Annotated in this window: 15 protein-coding genes; 8 read left to right on the forward strand and 7 right to left on the reverse strand. The window is 50.6% G+C overall.

What is annotated here, in order from left to right; all coding sequences use genetic code 11:
• Positions 1-221: 221 nt before the first annotated feature.
• Positions 222-1,523 carry a tyrosine--tRNA ligase gene (tyrS, locus tag AB4875_RS00005; protein WP_368373973.1) on the reverse strand — a complete coding sequence of 434 codons (1,302 nt, stop codon included), beginning with the start codon at positions 1,521-1,523 and terminating at the stop codon, positions 222-224.
• A 244-nt stretch (positions 1,524-1,767) separates the two neighbouring features.
• Between tyrS and AB4875_RS00010 the strand changes: the two genes are divergently transcribed.
• A complete protein-coding gene (locus AB4875_RS00010; protein ID WP_368373974.1) occupies positions 1,768-3,111 on the forward strand; it encodes a peptidoglycan DD-metalloendopeptidase family protein in 1,344 nt (447 codons plus the stop codon).
• Complete coding sequence (locus AB4875_RS00015; RefSeq protein WP_368373975.1) at positions 3,111-4,232, forward strand: anhydro-N-acetylmuramic acid kinase; 1,122 nt, start codon at positions 3,111-3,113, stop codon at positions 4,230-4,232. The genes AB4875_RS00010 and AB4875_RS00015 overlap by 1 nt, the downstream gene beginning before the upstream one ends.
• A 3-nt stretch (positions 4,233-4,235) precedes the next feature.
• Here the strand turns inward: AB4875_RS00015 and AB4875_RS00020 are convergent, their stop codons facing one another.
• The 4 genes from AB4875_RS00020 to AB4875_RS00035 form a co-directional block, all read right to left on the reverse strand.
• On the reverse strand, positions 4,236-4,940 hold the full coding sequence (locus AB4875_RS00020; protein WP_368373976.1) for an OmpW/AlkL family protein: 705 nt from the start codon (positions 4,938-4,940) through the stop codon (positions 4,236-4,238).
• A gap of 141 nt (positions 4,941-5,081) precedes the next feature.
• On the reverse strand, positions 5,082-5,435 hold the full coding sequence (gene erpA / locus AB4875_RS00025; RefSeq protein ID WP_368373977.1) for an iron-sulfur cluster insertion protein ErpA: 354 nt from the start codon (positions 5,433-5,435) through the stop codon (positions 5,082-5,084).
• A 111-nt stretch (positions 5,436-5,546) separates the two neighbouring features.
• The gene (gene argC / locus AB4875_RS00030; RefSeq protein WP_368373978.1) at positions 5,547-6,587 is read right to left on the reverse strand and encodes an N-acetyl-gamma-glutamyl-phosphate reductase; all 1,041 of its coding nucleotides are present in this window, start codon (positions 6,585-6,587) and stop codon (positions 5,547-5,549) included.
• A gap of 25 nt (positions 6,588-6,612) precedes the next feature.
• Positions 6,613-8,025 carry a chloride channel protein gene (locus tag AB4875_RS00035; RefSeq protein ID WP_368373979.1) on the reverse strand — a complete coding sequence of 471 codons (1,413 nt, stop codon included), beginning with the start codon at positions 8,023-8,025 and terminating at the stop codon, positions 6,613-6,615.
• 239 nt (positions 8,026-8,264) lie between these two features.
• On the opposite strand from AB4875_RS00035, the gene hemJ reads away from it, so the two are divergent.
• The 5 genes from hemJ to AB4875_RS00060 all read left to right on the forward strand — a co-directional run bounded on the left by hemJ (position 8,265) and on the right by AB4875_RS00060 (position 12,712).
• On the forward strand, positions 8,265-8,684 hold the full coding sequence (gene hemJ, locus AB4875_RS00040; RefSeq protein ID WP_438273511.1) for a protoporphyrinogen oxidase HemJ: 420 nt from the start codon (positions 8,265-8,267) through the stop codon (positions 8,682-8,684).
• An 84-nt stretch (positions 8,685-8,768) separates the two neighbouring features.
• Positions 8,769-10,052 (forward strand): glutamate-1-semialdehyde 2,1-aminomutase, encoded by a 1,284-nt coding sequence (hemL, locus tag AB4875_RS00045; protein WP_368373980.1) that lies wholly within the window; start codon positions 8,769-8,771, stop codon positions 10,050-10,052.
• A gap of 9 nt (positions 10,053-10,061) precedes the next feature.
• Positions 10,062-11,072 carry a porphobilinogen synthase gene (gene hemB, locus AB4875_RS00050; protein WP_368373981.1) on the forward strand — a complete coding sequence of 337 codons (1,011 nt, stop codon included), beginning with the start codon at positions 10,062-10,064 and terminating at the stop codon, positions 11,070-11,072.
• Between the two features lie 67 nt (positions 11,073-11,139).
• Positions 11,140-11,877 carry a TIGR04219 family outer membrane beta-barrel protein gene (locus AB4875_RS00055; RefSeq protein WP_368373982.1) on the forward strand — a complete coding sequence of 246 codons (738 nt, stop codon included), beginning with the start codon at positions 11,140-11,142 and terminating at the stop codon, positions 11,875-11,877.
• Between the two features lie 112 nt (positions 11,878-11,989).
• Entirely contained in the window at positions 11,990-12,712 is a 723-nt protein-coding gene (locus tag AB4875_RS00060) for a hypothetical protein (protein WP_368373983.1), read from the forward strand.
• On the opposite strand, the gene AB4875_RS00065 is transcribed toward AB4875_RS00060, so the two are convergent.
• The gene (locus AB4875_RS00065) at positions 12,695-13,291 is read right to left on the reverse strand and encodes an NUDIX hydrolase (protein ID WP_368373984.1); all 597 of its coding nucleotides are present in this window, start codon (positions 13,289-13,291) and stop codon (positions 12,695-12,697) included. The two genes, AB4875_RS00060 and AB4875_RS00065, sit on opposite strands and share 18 nt — an antisense overlap.
• A gap of 137 nt (positions 13,292-13,428) precedes the next feature.
• Here AB4875_RS00065 and AB4875_RS00070 point away from each other — a divergent pair, with 137 nt between their 5' ends.
• On the forward strand, positions 13,429-13,857 hold the full coding sequence (locus tag AB4875_RS00070; RefSeq protein ID WP_368373985.1) for a group III truncated hemoglobin: 429 nt from the start codon (positions 13,429-13,431) through the stop codon (positions 13,855-13,857).
• A 35-nt stretch (positions 13,858-13,892) separates the two neighbouring features.
• Here AB4875_RS00070 and AB4875_RS00075 read toward each other — a convergent pair whose 3' ends face one another.
• Positions 13,893-15,050: a pyridoxal phosphate-dependent aminotransferase gene (locus AB4875_RS00075; protein WP_368377035.1), complete on the reverse strand. Its 1,158-nt coding sequence runs from the start codon at positions 15,048-15,050 to the stop codon at positions 13,893-13,895.
• Positions 15,051-15,176: the final 126 nt, after the last annotated feature.

Raw genomic sequence — 15,176 nt, forward strand, 5'->3', positions numbered from 1 at the left:
AGTAGTTTTTTAAACTTTCTCACCACCTCAACCGCGTTAAATACTTGCTGCCTCCACCTCGGTGAAGTCCGCGTTTGCGGTTGAGGAGGCGCATTATAGAGATACTAGGAGGGGAGTCAACACACTTTCAAAAAGAATTTTCAAAAGCTTTGGCCGCGTACAAAAACCGCTCACTTAGGTTAACTATCAACCACTTAACGGTGATTAATTAAGCATGTTGACTACTTAACAACCACCAGCTGATATTTCTTTTTACCCACCTTTACCAAGTAGTACTCGCCAAACAATGCCCTCGCTGCAGAAAACACCTCCGGCACGCTCATATTCTCAGCAATACCTATTGAAACACCGTTTATAAGAACCGCATTACGGCCCAGAGCATCCTTTATTTGCTTGCCAACACCCATCCCCATGTCAGCAAGCAGCTGGGTTAATGGCTTGTCGTTTAATTCCTCGCGATTCAAATTTGCCGTCGGCAAGCCATCCAACTGCAATTGCTGAAGATCACCTGCCGATAACTCCGCCAATTCACCAGAGAATAATGCATCGGTTATACGGCGCGCCCCTGCCAACTGATCGACCCCGTGAATCAGCCGCGTCATCTCCTCCGCAAGAATACGCTGAGCAGCGGGACGCCCCACCTCACGATCTTCAACCTCTATGGCATCGATATCGGCAAGCGATAAAAACGTAAAGTAACGAAGAAACTTATACGCATCGGCATCGGCGGTACCCAGCCAGAACTGATAAAAGGCATAGGGAGAGGTTTTGGTCGGATCAAGCCAAATGGTGCCCGACTCAGTTTTACCAAACTTGGTGCCATCCGCCTTAGTGACCAGCGGCATGGTTAAGCCGTGAACCGCAGCACCGTGCTGGCGACGGGTTAGATCCACCCCCGCAATGATATTGCCCCACTGGTCAGAACCACCCAACTGCAGCGTACAGTCATACCTTTTATACAGCTCGGAAAAATCCAAGCCCTGCAACAAGGAATAGCTAAACTCGGTAAACGAAATACCTGCCCCCTCTCTATTAATGCGCTGCTTCACCGATTCCTTGGCAACCATGGTATTAACAGAGAAGTGCTTACCAACATCCCGCAAGAACTCCAGCGCCGACATAGGGCCAAACCAGTCCAGATTATTGGCAACCTCAGCAGAGTTCTCGCCACAGTCAAAATCAATAAACCGTGACACTTGCAGCTTTAAACGATCAACCCAGTCAGCAACAACATCAGGCGTATTTAATTGGCGCTCCTGCGCTTTGAAGCTTGGGTCACCAATAAGCCCCGTCGCACCGCCAACCAGCGCTATAGGTTTGTGCCCTGCCTGTTGAAAACGACGCAGCGCTAACAGCGGGACAAGATGGCCAATATGAAGACTGTCAGCAGTGGGATCAAAACCACAATACAGCGTGCGCGACCGCTCAGAGAGATACTCGGCCAAGCCGTGCTCGCCGGTCATTTGCGCAACAAGCCCTCTCGCCTCTAATTCAGGGAGTAAATCTGAGTTTACAGCTGTCATAAATCGACCTTCATACTATATAAGACGCGCAAACCATTCCGCGAACATGATTTGCATAATTAGGAAAATACTGAAGAGCCGGCAAGATACAACAACCAACAACAAATGCAAACTGCGAAAAGCTGACAGACGGCCGCACTCAAACTAGAATCTACTTTAAGTTTCGGTTTTTACGGGCTTCAAGCGCGCAACACATTTGCTATACTGCACAAAAAACTCTCCACAGGCATGTAGTACTAGACCTATGCAAAACTGGATTCCCAAAAGACACGCCGTTACCAAGTCCGACAACGGCAAGTTCCCGCGACGCCATTTAGCGCTTGCCGCTTCGACACTTATCGCCCTGGGATTATCTCTATTACTACTTCCCGGTGAAAACGCTGAAGCCAAGCGCACCGCCATCCCGCTGAACTTGGAGCTTAGTCCAACTCGAGCGGCAAGTATTCCAGCGGATTCAGTGGCGATAGAAGAAACAGAAAAACCTTGGATAGAGGTACAAGTAAAATCAGGCGACTCACTGTCCACTATATTTAGTCGCGCCAATCTCACGCCACAAGATCTACACGAACTACTGACCACCGCCCCCAAAGCTAAAGCACTCAACAAAATTCGACCCGGGCAAAAACTTGCATTTCAAATAGACGATAGCGGCGAGCTCGAAGCAATGAGCTATCAACTAGACAAACTCAATAGCCTCGTTTTTGAACGCGGCGTAACCGGCTTCGGCACCACCGAACTCGCCGAGACGCCAGAAATTCGCCAACGCGTCGCCAGCGCGACTATCACCTCATCACTATATAAAGCAGCGCAAGACGCAGGCGTAAACCAAAGTATCATCATGGAGCTTGCGAATATTTTTGGTGGGGTATTAGACTTTGTATACGACGTCCGCAAAGACGACTACTTCATTGTTATATATGAAGAGCTTTACCTACATGGCGAGAACTTAGGCAGCGGACAAATACTCGCGGCGCAATATTTCAATCAAGGTCGCTCCTTTGAGGCCTATCGCTACGTCAATACTCGCGGCGAAATCGACTATTTCTCGGAAAGTGGCGAAAGTATGCGCAAGGCTTTTTTACGAGCACCACTGGACTTCACCCGCATAAGCTCTGGCTTTAATCCGCGCCGCCTGCATCCCGTCTTTAAAACCGTGCGGCCGCATCGCGGCATCGACTACGCCGCACCTCGAGGCACACCTGTCTACGCCGCCGGCGATGGCCGTGTGGCAGCGGCCGGCTACTCAAAAGCCAATGGCAACTATGTCTTCATCAAACACGGTGAAGCCTATATGACCAAGTACCTGCATTTACATAAACGCGCAGTATCCAAGGGCGAGCGAGTTCGCCAGCGTGAAACTATTGGCTGGGTAGGATCGACCGGCTATGCTACCGGACCACATCTTCACTATGAGTTTTTGGTCAATGGCGTGCACCGCAATCCTGCGACAATCGTGACCAAATTACCGCCACCAACCAAGGTGAATAGCGGCGAAATGCCAACCTTCGAAAACCAAATATCTGGGATGCAACTACAGCTTAGAACCTACGCTGCGCAACGAAATTACACCAATATTGACGCGGGCTAATGGAATCACGCTATATAGGCTTGATGTCAGGCACTAGCCTCGATGGTATCGACGCAGCACTCATTCGCGTCGATGCCGATAACACCGTCCATTTCGAACACAGTATTTCAGCACCGCTTTCCCCAAAACTAAGAAGCGACATCCTTCAGCTTTGCGGAACAAGTCACGAAGAAATAGAACTGCTGGGCAGGACTGATAGGGAGATTGGCCGCGTTTTTGCCAACGCTGCGCTTCAATTGTGCGAAAGCGCCAAACTCAAGCCCGCCGATATAACCGCAATAGGCAGCCACGGCCAAACCGTGCGCCATCGCCCACCAAATACCGACCGCCATCACGAGCACGCATTCACCCTGCAAATTGGTGACCCCAACACCATCTCAGAGCTTAGCGGCATTACCACGATTGCGGACTTTCGACGTCGCGACATCGCGGCGGCGGGACAGGGCGCACCTCTGGTACCCGCATTTCATGCAGCGGCATTTAGAAGCGAAGCCGAGGACCGGGTTATTCTCAACATTGGCGGTATGGCGAATATTAGCCTAGTTAAACAAAATGGCGGCGTAGAAGGTTTTGATACTGGGCCAGGCAATGTCCTAATGGATAGCTGGATAAACGCCCGTATGCAGCGCGACTTTGATCGCGATGGCGACTGGGCGGCCAGCGGAAGGATCAACACCGCACTTTTGCAGCATTTTTTACAGGCACCGTACTACAGCCAGACTGGGCCCAAAAGCACCGGCCGCGAGCAATTTAATATGCTCACCATTGAGGAGTCATTAGCGTATTTCCCGCCAATAGCGCCTGCGGACGTGCAAGCGACATTGCTAGAACTTACCGCTCGCACAATTTGTGACGCAATAGAAAATGCCAGCACAGATCTGGCGCCCGTTTTTATCTGCGGCGGCGGTAGCGCCAATCTAGCCCTTCGCTCACGCATCTCCACCCTGCTCAGCAAGCGGGTGGTGTCGGACACCAACCAACTTGGTATTCCGCCAGATTGGGTTGAAGCCGTTGCCTTCGCATGGCTTGCCAAGCAAACCCTAAATCACTTGCCAGGCAATGTCCCCGCCGTCACCGGCGCGAACGGACCACGCATACTCGGCGCCATTTATTTAGCTTAGCACTCAGAACTTCATACCGACGCTGACGGTATACACCCATGGGTCGACCTCAATACTGCTAGTCAGCCTGTCACCACTGTCGAAGCGAATTTCCGCATCCGTATCAATATCTATCCAGCGCGCCGATGCATTTATCAACCAGCTTTCATCGATGTGATAATCCACCCCCGCTTGAAACGAGAGACCAATCGAGTCTTCTAGGTCTATTTTCCCACCGGTCAAACCCAGACCTGCAAAGGTAGTTTTAGCTTGGGGCGTTAACTCTTCATCAAAGATAAGCGTGTAATTTAAGCCAGCACCAACATAAGGCTGAAAACCGGAGATCGGAGTGAAGTGGTAAATACCGCTAAGTGTCGGCGGCAAGTGCTTAAAATCAGCAACATCAACGCCCTGAATCGCGCCCTTACCGGTAGCCGTATGCTCAAAAGGCGTTGCCGCAAGCAGCTCTATTCCCCAGTGACTATCCAGCAAATACTCTACTGTTATACCAAGCTGGGTATCGTTGGTAATACCCAGCGAGGAAGTTTGTCCGCCCAACACGAGCACTGAGCCATTCAGCTTAATATTGTCGCCATCTTCCCTAGGCTCTGTTGTGCTTGCACCCAAACGCACTACCCACTGACCCGGCTGATAAGCCATTTCGGATGCAGATAAAGAAGGGGCAATAACAGCAGCGGCAATGGCCGCGACCAAATAGATTTTTTTCATTTTTGAAGCCTCCACAGTAAAATTCTGTGGAGGCATTAAAACGGAAGATACAGCCGGGACATTTGATTTGAATCAGAAAATAACGGGGCAGGCGGACCAATCAAATAAAAACTGATCCAGCGCAATAAACCAAACTAAAAATTAAACCGAAAAAGATGAGCCACAGCCGCAGGTAGTGCTGGCATTGGGATTGCTGACCACAAAGCGCGAACCCTCAAGACCTTCAGTGTAATCGACCTGAGCACCGTCAATATATTGATAACTCAGAGGGTCAACTAGCACCGTGACGCCATCGCGCTGGACTAATGTGTCATCTTCCTCCGCAATTTCATCAAAGGTAAATCCATACTGAAACCCCGAGCAGCCGCCACCAGTGACAAACACACGCAATTTCAGATCGTCATTGGCCTCAGACTCAACGAGATTTTTAACCTTGGTCACGGCCTTATCAGTCAACGTAAGTACTGACGGCGTGAATTGTTCAACCGCAGACATATATCACCTCATTACTACATAGATGCAAACTTGCATCGCAATTGATGCAATTATCGGCTTTTCCGACTAAAACAGTCAAGTATTTCCCGAGCAGCCATTAAGGCCCGATCCTTAAGGCAGCAACGGCAAGCCTTGCAAACCCATCGTTTCTGGCAAACCAAACATCAGGTTCATATTTTGGATGGCCTGACCAGACGCCCCTTTCACCAAATTATCGATCACCGACAATACCACCACGGTGTCTCTATTCTGCGGCCGATAAATCGCCAAGCGACACGTATTCGCACCGCGTACTGAGCGAGTTTGCGGCAAACTTCCCAAGGGCATAACATCGACAAATGGTGCGTCGGCGTAGCGTTTTTCAAACATAAACTGCAGCTCATCTAAGGGTACCGCGGGATCCAGCAACTCTGAATACATCGTCGCGTGAATACCCCGCACCTGCGGCAATAAATGTGGCGTAAACGTCAGATTGACCGGACCACCAGCCGCTAAAGCCAATTCCTGTTCAATCTCTGGCAGATGACGATGCCCTGCAACACCGTAGGCCTTGAAGCTCTCAGACAATTCGGCATACAAGTTGTCAATCTTTGCCTGCCGACCCGCACCACTAACTCCTGAGGCGCCACTGGCGATCAAGCGTTTTGGGTCGATCAGCTTTTGTTCGAGCAGCGGAATCAAGCCAAGCTCAATGGCCGTGGGGTAGCACCCCGGACACGCTATCAACTTAGCGTCGCGAATCTTATCGGCATTGCGCTCGGGCAGGCCATATACTGCCGTGGCAAGCACATCAGGACAAACGTGTTCTTCGTTGTACCACTTAGACCATAGCTTCGCATCGCTAATTCTAAAATCCGCTGACAAATCTATAATCCGGGTTCCCGCCGCCAATAACTCTGGCACCATATTCATGGCAACATTATGCGGGGTAGCAAAAAACACCACATCACAACTTGCCAACGCCTTCACATCTGGCGAGGTAAAACGTAAATCCACCGCCCCGCGCAAACTCGGAAACAACTCATCAACCGCAACGCCATCCTCAGCGCGCGACGTAATCATTGCCACCTCCGCCTCGGCATGGGTAGACAATAACCGTAGCAATTCTGCGCCGGTATAACCGGTACCACCTACTATTCCAACTTTTAACACCCGAATATTCCTCCCTTAACGCTGTTCATTTTTTCTGCTCGACGACGGCGCCATCTGTTGCAGCCGCCGACGCTAACTCTTCTTTTTCACGGAGCAAGTGATCCCAACCCCGAACTAAATCTCTGGCTAACACATGGTATACAGGCTCAGCCATCACCAATTTCGATACCGCCGCCCCGACAAGCGCGCTAACCATAAGCGCGGGCAGTATATCGTGATTATTGCCCGTCAACTCCAGCACAATAACAAATGCCGTTATCGGCCGCTGAACCACGCCGGCAAAATAACTCGCCATACCCACCAAAATTAAGGATACCGCGGGCACTTGGGGAAACACCGGCCCCATCGCCGAGCCCAACTCGGCACCTGCCGCCAAACTCGGCGAGAAAATACCGCCAGGAATACCACTAAAATAGGTTAGCAGAGTCGCCAATATTTTACCCCCGGCTGTCAGCCAACTGCCCTCAGACTCACCAGCCAGCAATGCCCTTGCTTCCCCATAACCGCTACCCATGGTCAAACCGTCAGACAGTATTGCCATACAAGCCAAAAAGATCCCAATAATAAACGCGACTCGCAGGGGCCTCTTCGATACCAGCGGCGCAACGGCTCGATTGCCTTGAACCAAAAACAAACTAAACAGGCCGCCCAGTAAGCCACAGGCCGCGCTCACGCCTATTATATAAGGGTAATCTGCAAGCGGCATTGCGGTCACATCTGGAACACCAAAGTAACTGTAGTGCCCAGCGAATGCCAATACGACCACCCCCGAGAGGATAATCGCCATAATAAATGTCCCGGTGGTTCGCGCTTCCATCGATTGCTGCAACTCTTCGATAGCAAACACAATACCCGCAAGAGGGGCGTTAAAGGCCGCAGACACACCGGCAGCACCACCCGCCACAATCAAACTACTTTCCACTTGGCGCTGCTTCAACTTGGCCCATGTGCCAAATTTATACATGATCGCAGCCCCAACATGAACGCTGGGCCCCTCTCGCCCGACTGTTGCGCCAACTAGCAAACCTGCACAGGTTAGCAGCACTTTCAACACCGCCACCCGCAAAGACAAAAATGGCGCGCGCAACCAATGATAACTCTGCTTATGCGCCAACAACACCTGCGGAATACCGCTGCCTCGGGCGGCTTTACCCCCAAAATTCATCACCCATACAATGGCCATCAGTCCAAAAGGAGTAATCAATAGAAAGGCATAGGGGTAGCGATCGAAGACATGCTCGGTTACCGAAAAGCTTTCTTCAGACAGCCATGCAAAGCCCTGAATAACCAAACCAACCGTCAATGCACCGAACCAGAAAACGCCACGTGTCTTCCAGTCTTCGACTGTACCTAGCTGGCGGCGTGTATGGCGATTACCCAATACCCACCAAAGACGAAGTCTTCGGGCAGTCTGGGTGCGCTTTGTCTTGGGGATCATGTAATAAAGGGCCTGTGTGCAGGCGGCAGAACTTAATAAGAATGCGCCAAATAAAAATTAGTACGGCGGGCCGCAATTGACCGGTAGATATTGTATGCTAATTCACCGACAACACCCAGTGTCCCGGAATGTGACTCCGCCCAAATACGGCAAAATGCAGCCCCAACATTGGGCTTAAGCAAGGGTATTGAATCTATTATTGCCGCAATGCCCAGTATCACCAATTTAGGAACATCATCATGCTCTGGCTAAAAGCCTTTCATCTCATCACAATTATTTGCTGGTTTGCCGGTATTTTTTATCTACCTAGGCTATTTGTCTACCATGCAATGGCCGAAGACCAAGCCACACGCAATCACCTTAAAATCATGGAGCGTAAACTTTATCGCTTTGTAAGCCCATTTGCCGTGCTAACGATCGTATTTGGTATTTTGCTAATTGCACAAAACCCCAGCTACTATATCCACGCAGGCTGGCTGCAGCTCAAATTGCTTTTTGTTATCGCCCTAATTGCATACCATCTGCATTGCGGCCATTTAGTCAAAAAATTTGCCAATGACCAAAATCAACGTGGCCATGTATTTTATCGCTGGTTCAACGAGGCTCCTGTCATCGCCTTATTTGCAATTGTACTATTAGCCGTACTCAAACCCTTTTAAATGCCAAGCGACACCCGCACTGGCGATATTTAACCCAGCACGCAATAATACCCCCTTACCTTTTTGACTATTAAGATGCCTTCTATGACTAGCTCCGAGCAATTATTTGAAACCGCCCGCCACCGCATCCCGGGCGGGGTCAACAGCCCAGTGCGCGCCTTCAAAGCCGTCGGTGGCACGCCAATATTTATCGACCGCGCATCTGGGCCCTACCTCTATGATGTAGAGGGCAAGAGATACATTGATTACGTATTGTCTTGGGGACCAATGTTGCTAGGACACGCCCACCCGGACGTTATTGCCACCGTCACTGCGCAACTGCAAAAGGGCCTCAGCTTTGGCGCGCCAACAGAAATTGAAACTCAGCTAGCCGAGAAGATCTGCAGCATCATGCCCGGAATGGACATGGTTCGTATGGTTAACTCCGGCACAGAAGCCACCATGAGCGCCATTCGCCTTGCCCGCGGATATACAAAACGCGATAAAATTATTAAGTTTGAAGGTTGCTACCACGGTCACTCAGACTCACTACTCATTAAGGCCGGCTCAGGAGCGCTCACTATGGGCGTACCAAGCTCGCCCGGTGTACCCGCAGCACTTGCCGAGCACACCGTTACCCTAAATTACAACGACATTGAAGGCGTGCGCGCCGCCTTTGCCGAATACGGTGAACAGGTTGCCTGTATTATTGTGGAACCCGTCGCTGGCAATATGAATTGCGTACCGCCAATACCCGGCTTTCTTGAATGCTTAAGAGAGTGCTGTGACCAAAGCGGTGCGGTATTAATTATTGACGAAGTCATGACCGGCTTCCGCCTAGGCCTGCAAGGTGCACAAGGCTATTACGGCGTTACTGCAGATCTTACCTGTCTTGGCAAAGTAATCGGTGGCGGCATGCCGGTAGCTGCATTCGGCGGCAAACGCGACATTATGGAATACATCGCGCCAAGCGGGCCGGTTTATCAAGCAGGTACGCTTTCTGGTAACCCCATTGCCATGGCTGCCGGCCTATGCATGATGAAACACATTGAAAAAGACGGCTTTTACGACCCAGTTTTCCGCGCCACCGACATGTTGGTAAAAGGTTTAGTGGAGAGAGCAACGGCGGCTGGCATTCCCATGACCAGCAACCACGTTGGCAGCATGTTTGGGGTGTTTTTTACCGAAGCAAAACACATTACCAACTACCAGCAAGTCATGGCCTGCGACACAGAACGCTTCAATCGCTTTTTCCACGGCATGTTAAAGGGCGGCGTCTATCTTGCCCCCGCATCCTATGAGGCCGGCTTTATGTCTGCCGCGCATAGCGACGCCGTTATTGAAGAAACACTGGATATTGCGGAACACGTTTTTAAGACTTTGGGCTGAGAAAACACCATGACAATATCACTAACACGGGGCGCGTTCCCCAACACCCGACTGCGGCGTATGCGGGCACAAGACTTTTCAAGACGTTTAATGCGTGAAAATCAACTCAGCGTCAATGATCTGATCTATCCCATGTTTGTCTGCGAAGGCCACAACCAGCGCGAAAGAATCGGCTCTATGCCAGGTATCGAGCGCTTGAGCATTGACCTGCTGGCAAAGGAGGCAAAATTACTTGCGTCCCTGGGCATCCCCGCCATCGCATTATTTCCCGTAGTTGGCGCAGAGAAAAAATCGCTGCTCGCCGAAGAAGCTTACAACCCCAATGGCCTTGCTCAAAATGCAATCAAAGCCATTAAAGATGCCGCCCCCGAGCTTGGCGTCATTACTGATGTGGCACTAGACCCTTACACCACGCATGGCCAAGACGGCATCATTGACGATAAGGGCTATGTGTTAAATGATCGCACTAGCGAAATACTGTGCCTACAAGCCAAGGCCCAAGCCGATGCTGGCGCTGACATTGTGGCTCCCTCAGACATGATGGACGGCCGCATTGGCGCAATACGCCAAACCTTGGAAAGCGCAGGTCATATCAATACCTGTATTCTTAGTTACGCCGCTAAATATGCCTCGGCGTATTACGGTCCCTTTCGCGACGCCGTTGGCTCAGCGGGAAATTTAGGCGGCGGCAACAAATACACTTATCAGATGGATCCCGCCAATAGCAACGAAGCGCTGCACGAGTGCGCGCTGGACCTTGCTGAAGGCGCCGATATGATTATGGTCAAGCCCGGCATGCCTTACCTTGATATTGTGCGCCGCGTAAAAGACGAGCTTGCCGTGCCCACCTATGCCTATCAGGTGAGCGGGGAATACGCTATGCACTGCGCGGCATTTGAAAATGGCTGGCTGGACAAAGATGCCGTAATGGCTGAATCTTTAATGGCCTTTAAACGAGCTGGAGCCGATGGCATCCTGAGCTACTTTGCCAAAGACATGGCAATATTACTGAATAACTAGTATTTACGCTGTCATAGAGACCGCTTATTGTTACGTTAAATAAAATTTAATACACAGGGAACCTAACATGCAAAAACGACTAATAGCCTTGGCCATACTTGCAGCAAGCGCGTCTGTTGCCACTCAGGCTGATATTGTCGGTGCCACCGCCGGTGCCTATATCTGGAAGCAAAGCTGGGATGGCAATGTTAAAGCAGGCTCAGACAGCATCGATATGAATGATGATCTTGGCTATGACGATGAAACCGGCAAGAGCTTTTTCGTCGCCCTAGAACACCCTGTACCGCTACTGCCGAATATTCGCCTACAGCGCACCGATCTCGACATCTCCGAGACAAACCAGCTGTCGCGTACCTTCACATTTGACGGTACCGTCTACACCTCAACTGACACCGTAGACTCAACCACAGACCTAAGCCACACTGACGCCACCCTGTACTACGAAATTTTGGATAACTGGGTAAACCTAGACGTGGGCATAACAGTACGAGCTTTCGACGGCGAAGTTCGCTTATCAACCACAGGGCGCGAAGGTTCCGTCGACATTGATGTCCCTGTTCCTATGGCCTACGTCAACGCACGTTTTGACCTTCCGCTGACAGGCTTGTATGCCTCAGCACTGGCTAACGTGATCTCCTATGGTGACAATAGCATCAGCGATATCACCTTAGGGCTAGGCTACGAGTTCGGCATTGTTGGCCTTGAATTGGGCTACCGCAACTTCGATGTCGATCTTGAAGATGACGACGAAGAAGCGAAAGTCACTGTAGATGGTTACTTTTTAGGTGTAGTAATAGACATTTAAGACCCGCCAAAAAGAAGATCTCAAAAAAAGGCGCAATTTATTGCGCCTTTTTTGTTTAAAATTGGTCTACTCATTTACTACTAGTATTATTGCCCAGAAAGCACTCACGAACATGACAAGCACTATTTTAAAAACGCTCCCCCTCATTGGCGGTCTCATGCTTAGCCCCATCGCCTCGGCCTGCGAATGCCTGTGGGAAGGCCCGTTTAAATCGGTCTACGCGAATACAGACCTCGTTGTGTATGGCGAAGTACGCGCCAGCCAAGGCAATGGCTTCGACTTAGTCGTTGATACTATTTTTCAGGGCAGCGAATATCGGGAAGAAATTCGAATCTGGGGCAAAAAAGATGATTTATGTCGCCCGGAGGTAAGCGAATTTACCCCGGGCAGTCAGTGGATTATGGCACTTAAACGCATCGACAATCCCCCCGCGGATGCCTTCAACCCTTTTAAAGCAAATATCAGCTTTGGCCGCCAAGATGACTTCAGCCTCTCCAGCTGCGGTGTTTATTGGCTTCCGGTAAAACAACAGCGAGTTTCAGGAAACATTCTCGATGGCTCGCGCTGGCAATACCTCGACACCAAAAAGACGCCGGTCATCATACCGGTGTTTGAAGCGTGGATTAAAAACATACTGCCTGACGAAGCCATCGCAGAAGCAGTAAAACCGCAAACTCGCGCGCGCCAATTGCTAAACCAAACAAAAATTCATCTTTGGGAGGAGCGGCGCAATCCCCTGCCCAGCGCCGATACCATGGACTTTCGCCCGCCAAGCAGGCTAGAAAACATCAAGCTACCGACTAACGCAGATAATGATTCAAACGAGGCTGAGTAACTCGTCCAACATCTTTAACGACATTCCCCATATACGGCGTTTTCCGAAAAAATAGCATGGCAGTGTTATTGTCAGCTTGCCACTGCCCCACTCCATCGTCTGACGCTCCTCTGGATCCATTAAAAAGCTTAATGGGATCCACACTGCCTCAGCGACCTCATGATTTGCCTCAATACTTACCGCCGTATGCAATCTGAACGCATAGGGTGTCACTACCATGGGCTGTCGACCAGAATGGGGGCGACTCACAATGTCCGACAAGCGACCAATACAATGGCCGGCCTTTTCTAAATAGATACCGGTTTCTTCCTCGGTCTCACGTATTGCCGTGCGCAGGCCAGTAATATCCCCTCTATCCATTCTGCCGCCGGGAAATGCCATGTGGCCAGACCAAGGATCACCCTCTCGATCAGCTCTTTTTATCATTAGAACTTCAATTTGGTCATTCAGCTCGCGCAGAATGATTGCAACCGCGGAGCGCTTCACCCAGCGCCGCCACCATCGTTGCCGAGGCTTAAATTTACCTAGGCGCTCAATAATATGCAGGAGCGCCACCTCTTCTACCGTTTTACCTCTCAATACCAACCCCTTCAGCCCACGCTAACACCGTATCGACACGCTAGTGCTAACATAAACACGCTAAAAATTATTAATATACTAGCACCGCAAGTCATTAGCTTGACGACAATCCCACCCAAACGGCAAAAAGGAAGTTTATGCAGCCAACAAAAACCGATATTGCAAATCGCCACGACCTTGAACTATTACTCAGAGGTTTTTACCAAGATGTCTTAACAGACCCTATCATCGGTTTTTACTTTAGTGACGTCATACCCTTTTCGCTGGAACATCACCTGCCGCATGTTATAGATTTTTGGGAGCAACTACTTTTTGGCCGAGCCACCTATCAAGGCCAGCTGTTTGAACGCCACCAAAATATCCACCGGCAAGCCAAGCTTAGCCCTCATCATTTCCTCCGCTGGCTGCACTTACTAAACACTAATATCGATCGCTATTTTGAAGGCCCATACTGTACAAAAATGAAGGGCCGAGCCAAGCGCATCGCAGACGCTATGGCCTCGGCTCTGGAACAAAAAACACCCAGCAATACCGCGCTATACGGTGTCCAGTTTTTTACACCCTAAGGCCTAGGCGCTAAGCCTATAGAACCCCAAGCCAGCTAGCCCAAAACGCTACGCAGCCGCGCCACCCCCTCCTCTAAACGCGCAAGCCCAGTGGTATAAGCAAAGCGAACGTGCTGATCCGCCTGATAGCGGCCAAAGTCCTCGCCGGGCGTAATGGCAATGCCATGATTTTCCAGCAGGTCTAAACAAAACTGCTGACTATTAGTCTTAAACCGCTGAATTCCCGCATACAAATACAAGGCGCCATCCGGGCAGTGCGGTATCTCAAACCCTAGGTCCCGCAGCGCCGGCAGCAGATAATCACGCCGCGCCGCAAATTCATCTCGACGCCGATTTAACTCCACGCGAGTTTCCGGCTCAAACGCGGCCAATGCCGCGTATTGCCCCATGGTAGACATAGATATAAAGAAATTCTGAGCGAGCTTTTCTAAATGCGGCACGGCCTCTTCCGGAGCAACCAACCAACCTAGACGCCAACCCGTCATACCAAAATATTTTGAAAAACTGTTAATCACAAATGCCTTGTCGGTGATCGATAAAATACTGGGCGCGTCTACGCCGTAATTTAAACCGTGATAAATTTCATCCACCACCAAATAACCCTGCTTGCGTTCACACAAGGCGTGAAGGTCTCGCAGCTGCTCTGCACTCAATATTTCACCGGTCGGGTTTGCTGGCGACGCCACCATAATTCCCCTGGTATTTGGCTGCCAATATTGTTCCGCTTTCTCGGCATTGAGCTGAAACCGATCCTCTGGCCCCACGGGCACCAGCTGACCTTCGCCCTCAACCAAACGTAGAAAATGACGATTGCAGGGATAGCCCGGGTCGGTCATCAACATGCCATCACCAGGATTAATTAGTAAGCCCGCCAACAATAGCAAAGCGCCAGATGCACCCGGCGTAATCATTATTCGTTCAGGCGCAATATCCAGGCCGTGCTCGGTTCGATAAAATCGAGAAATGGCCTGTCGCAACTCAGGGATGCCCGCGGCGGGGGTATAATAGGTTTCTCCTCGGTCTAATGACGCCTTCGCGGCACTAACAACGGACGCCACCGTGCTAAAGTCTGGCTCGCCCGCTTCCATATGCACAATATCGCGGCCAGCCGCCGCAAGCTGCTTGGCCCGCGTCAATACTTCAACCACTCGAAATGGCTCTATATCTGCCAGCCGCCGCGCAAAAGAATTCATCACCTATACTGTACCTGTTAGTCAAAAATGGCAGTGTAGCCGTATCTGCAAGGCCTTAACATCGCCGCAACTGGTTACTAGAGGCATTTAAGGTGAATTTCGTGTAGCACAAGAGGGACATATCTG

This window comes from Zhongshania sp. R06B22, from assembly GCF_040892595.1.
GTDB lineage: Bacteria > Pseudomonadota > Gammaproteobacteria > Pseudomonadales > Spongiibacteraceae > Spongiibacter > Spongiibacter arctica.

Coding starts and splice junctions, on each gene's coding strand:
- AB4875_RS00035 (WP_368373979.1), bottom strand. CDS start 8,025: ATGATCCCCAAGACAAAGCGCACCCAGACTGCCCGAAGACTTCGTCTT.
- tyrS (WP_368373973.1), bottom strand. CDS start 1,523: ATGACAGCTGTAAACTCAGATTTACTCCCTGAATTAGAGGCGAGAGGG.
- hemJ (WP_438273511.1), top strand. CDS start 8,265: ATGCTCTGGCTAAAAGCCTTTCATCTCATCACAATTATTTGCTGGTTT.
- AB4875_RS00060 (WP_368373983.1), top strand. CDS start 11,990: ATGACAAGCACTATTTTAAAAACGCTCCCCCTCATTGGCGGTCTCATG.
- hemL (WP_368373980.1), top strand. CDS start 8,769: ATGACTAGCTCCGAGCAATTATTTGAAACCGCCCGCCACCGCATCCCG.
- hemB (WP_368373981.1), top strand. CDS start 10,062: ATGACAATATCACTAACACGGGGCGCGTTCCCCAACACCCGACTGCGG.
- AB4875_RS00015 (WP_368373975.1), top strand. CDS start 3,111: ATGGAATCACGCTATATAGGCTTGATGTCAGGCACTAGCCTCGATGGT.
- erpA (WP_368373977.1), bottom strand. CDS start 5,435: ATGTCTGCGGTTGAACAATTCACGCCGTCAGTACTTACGTTGACTGAT.
- AB4875_RS00010 (WP_368373974.1), top strand. CDS start 1,768: ATGCAAAACTGGATTCCCAAAAGACACGCCGTTACCAAGTCCGACAAC.
- AB4875_RS00055 (WP_368373982.1), top strand. CDS start 11,140: ATGCAAAAACGACTAATAGCCTTGGCCATACTTGCAGCAAGCGCGTCT.
- AB4875_RS00070 (WP_368373985.1), top strand. CDS start 13,429: ATGCAGCCAACAAAAACCGATATTGCAAATCGCCACGACCTTGAACTA.
- AB4875_RS00075 (WP_368377035.1), bottom strand. CDS start 15,050: ATGAATTCTTTTGCGCGGCGGCTGGCAGATATAGAGCCATTTCGAGTG.
- AB4875_RS00020 (WP_368373976.1), bottom strand. CDS start 4,940: ATGAAAAAAATCTATTTGGTCGCGGCCATTGCCGCTGCTGTTATTGCC.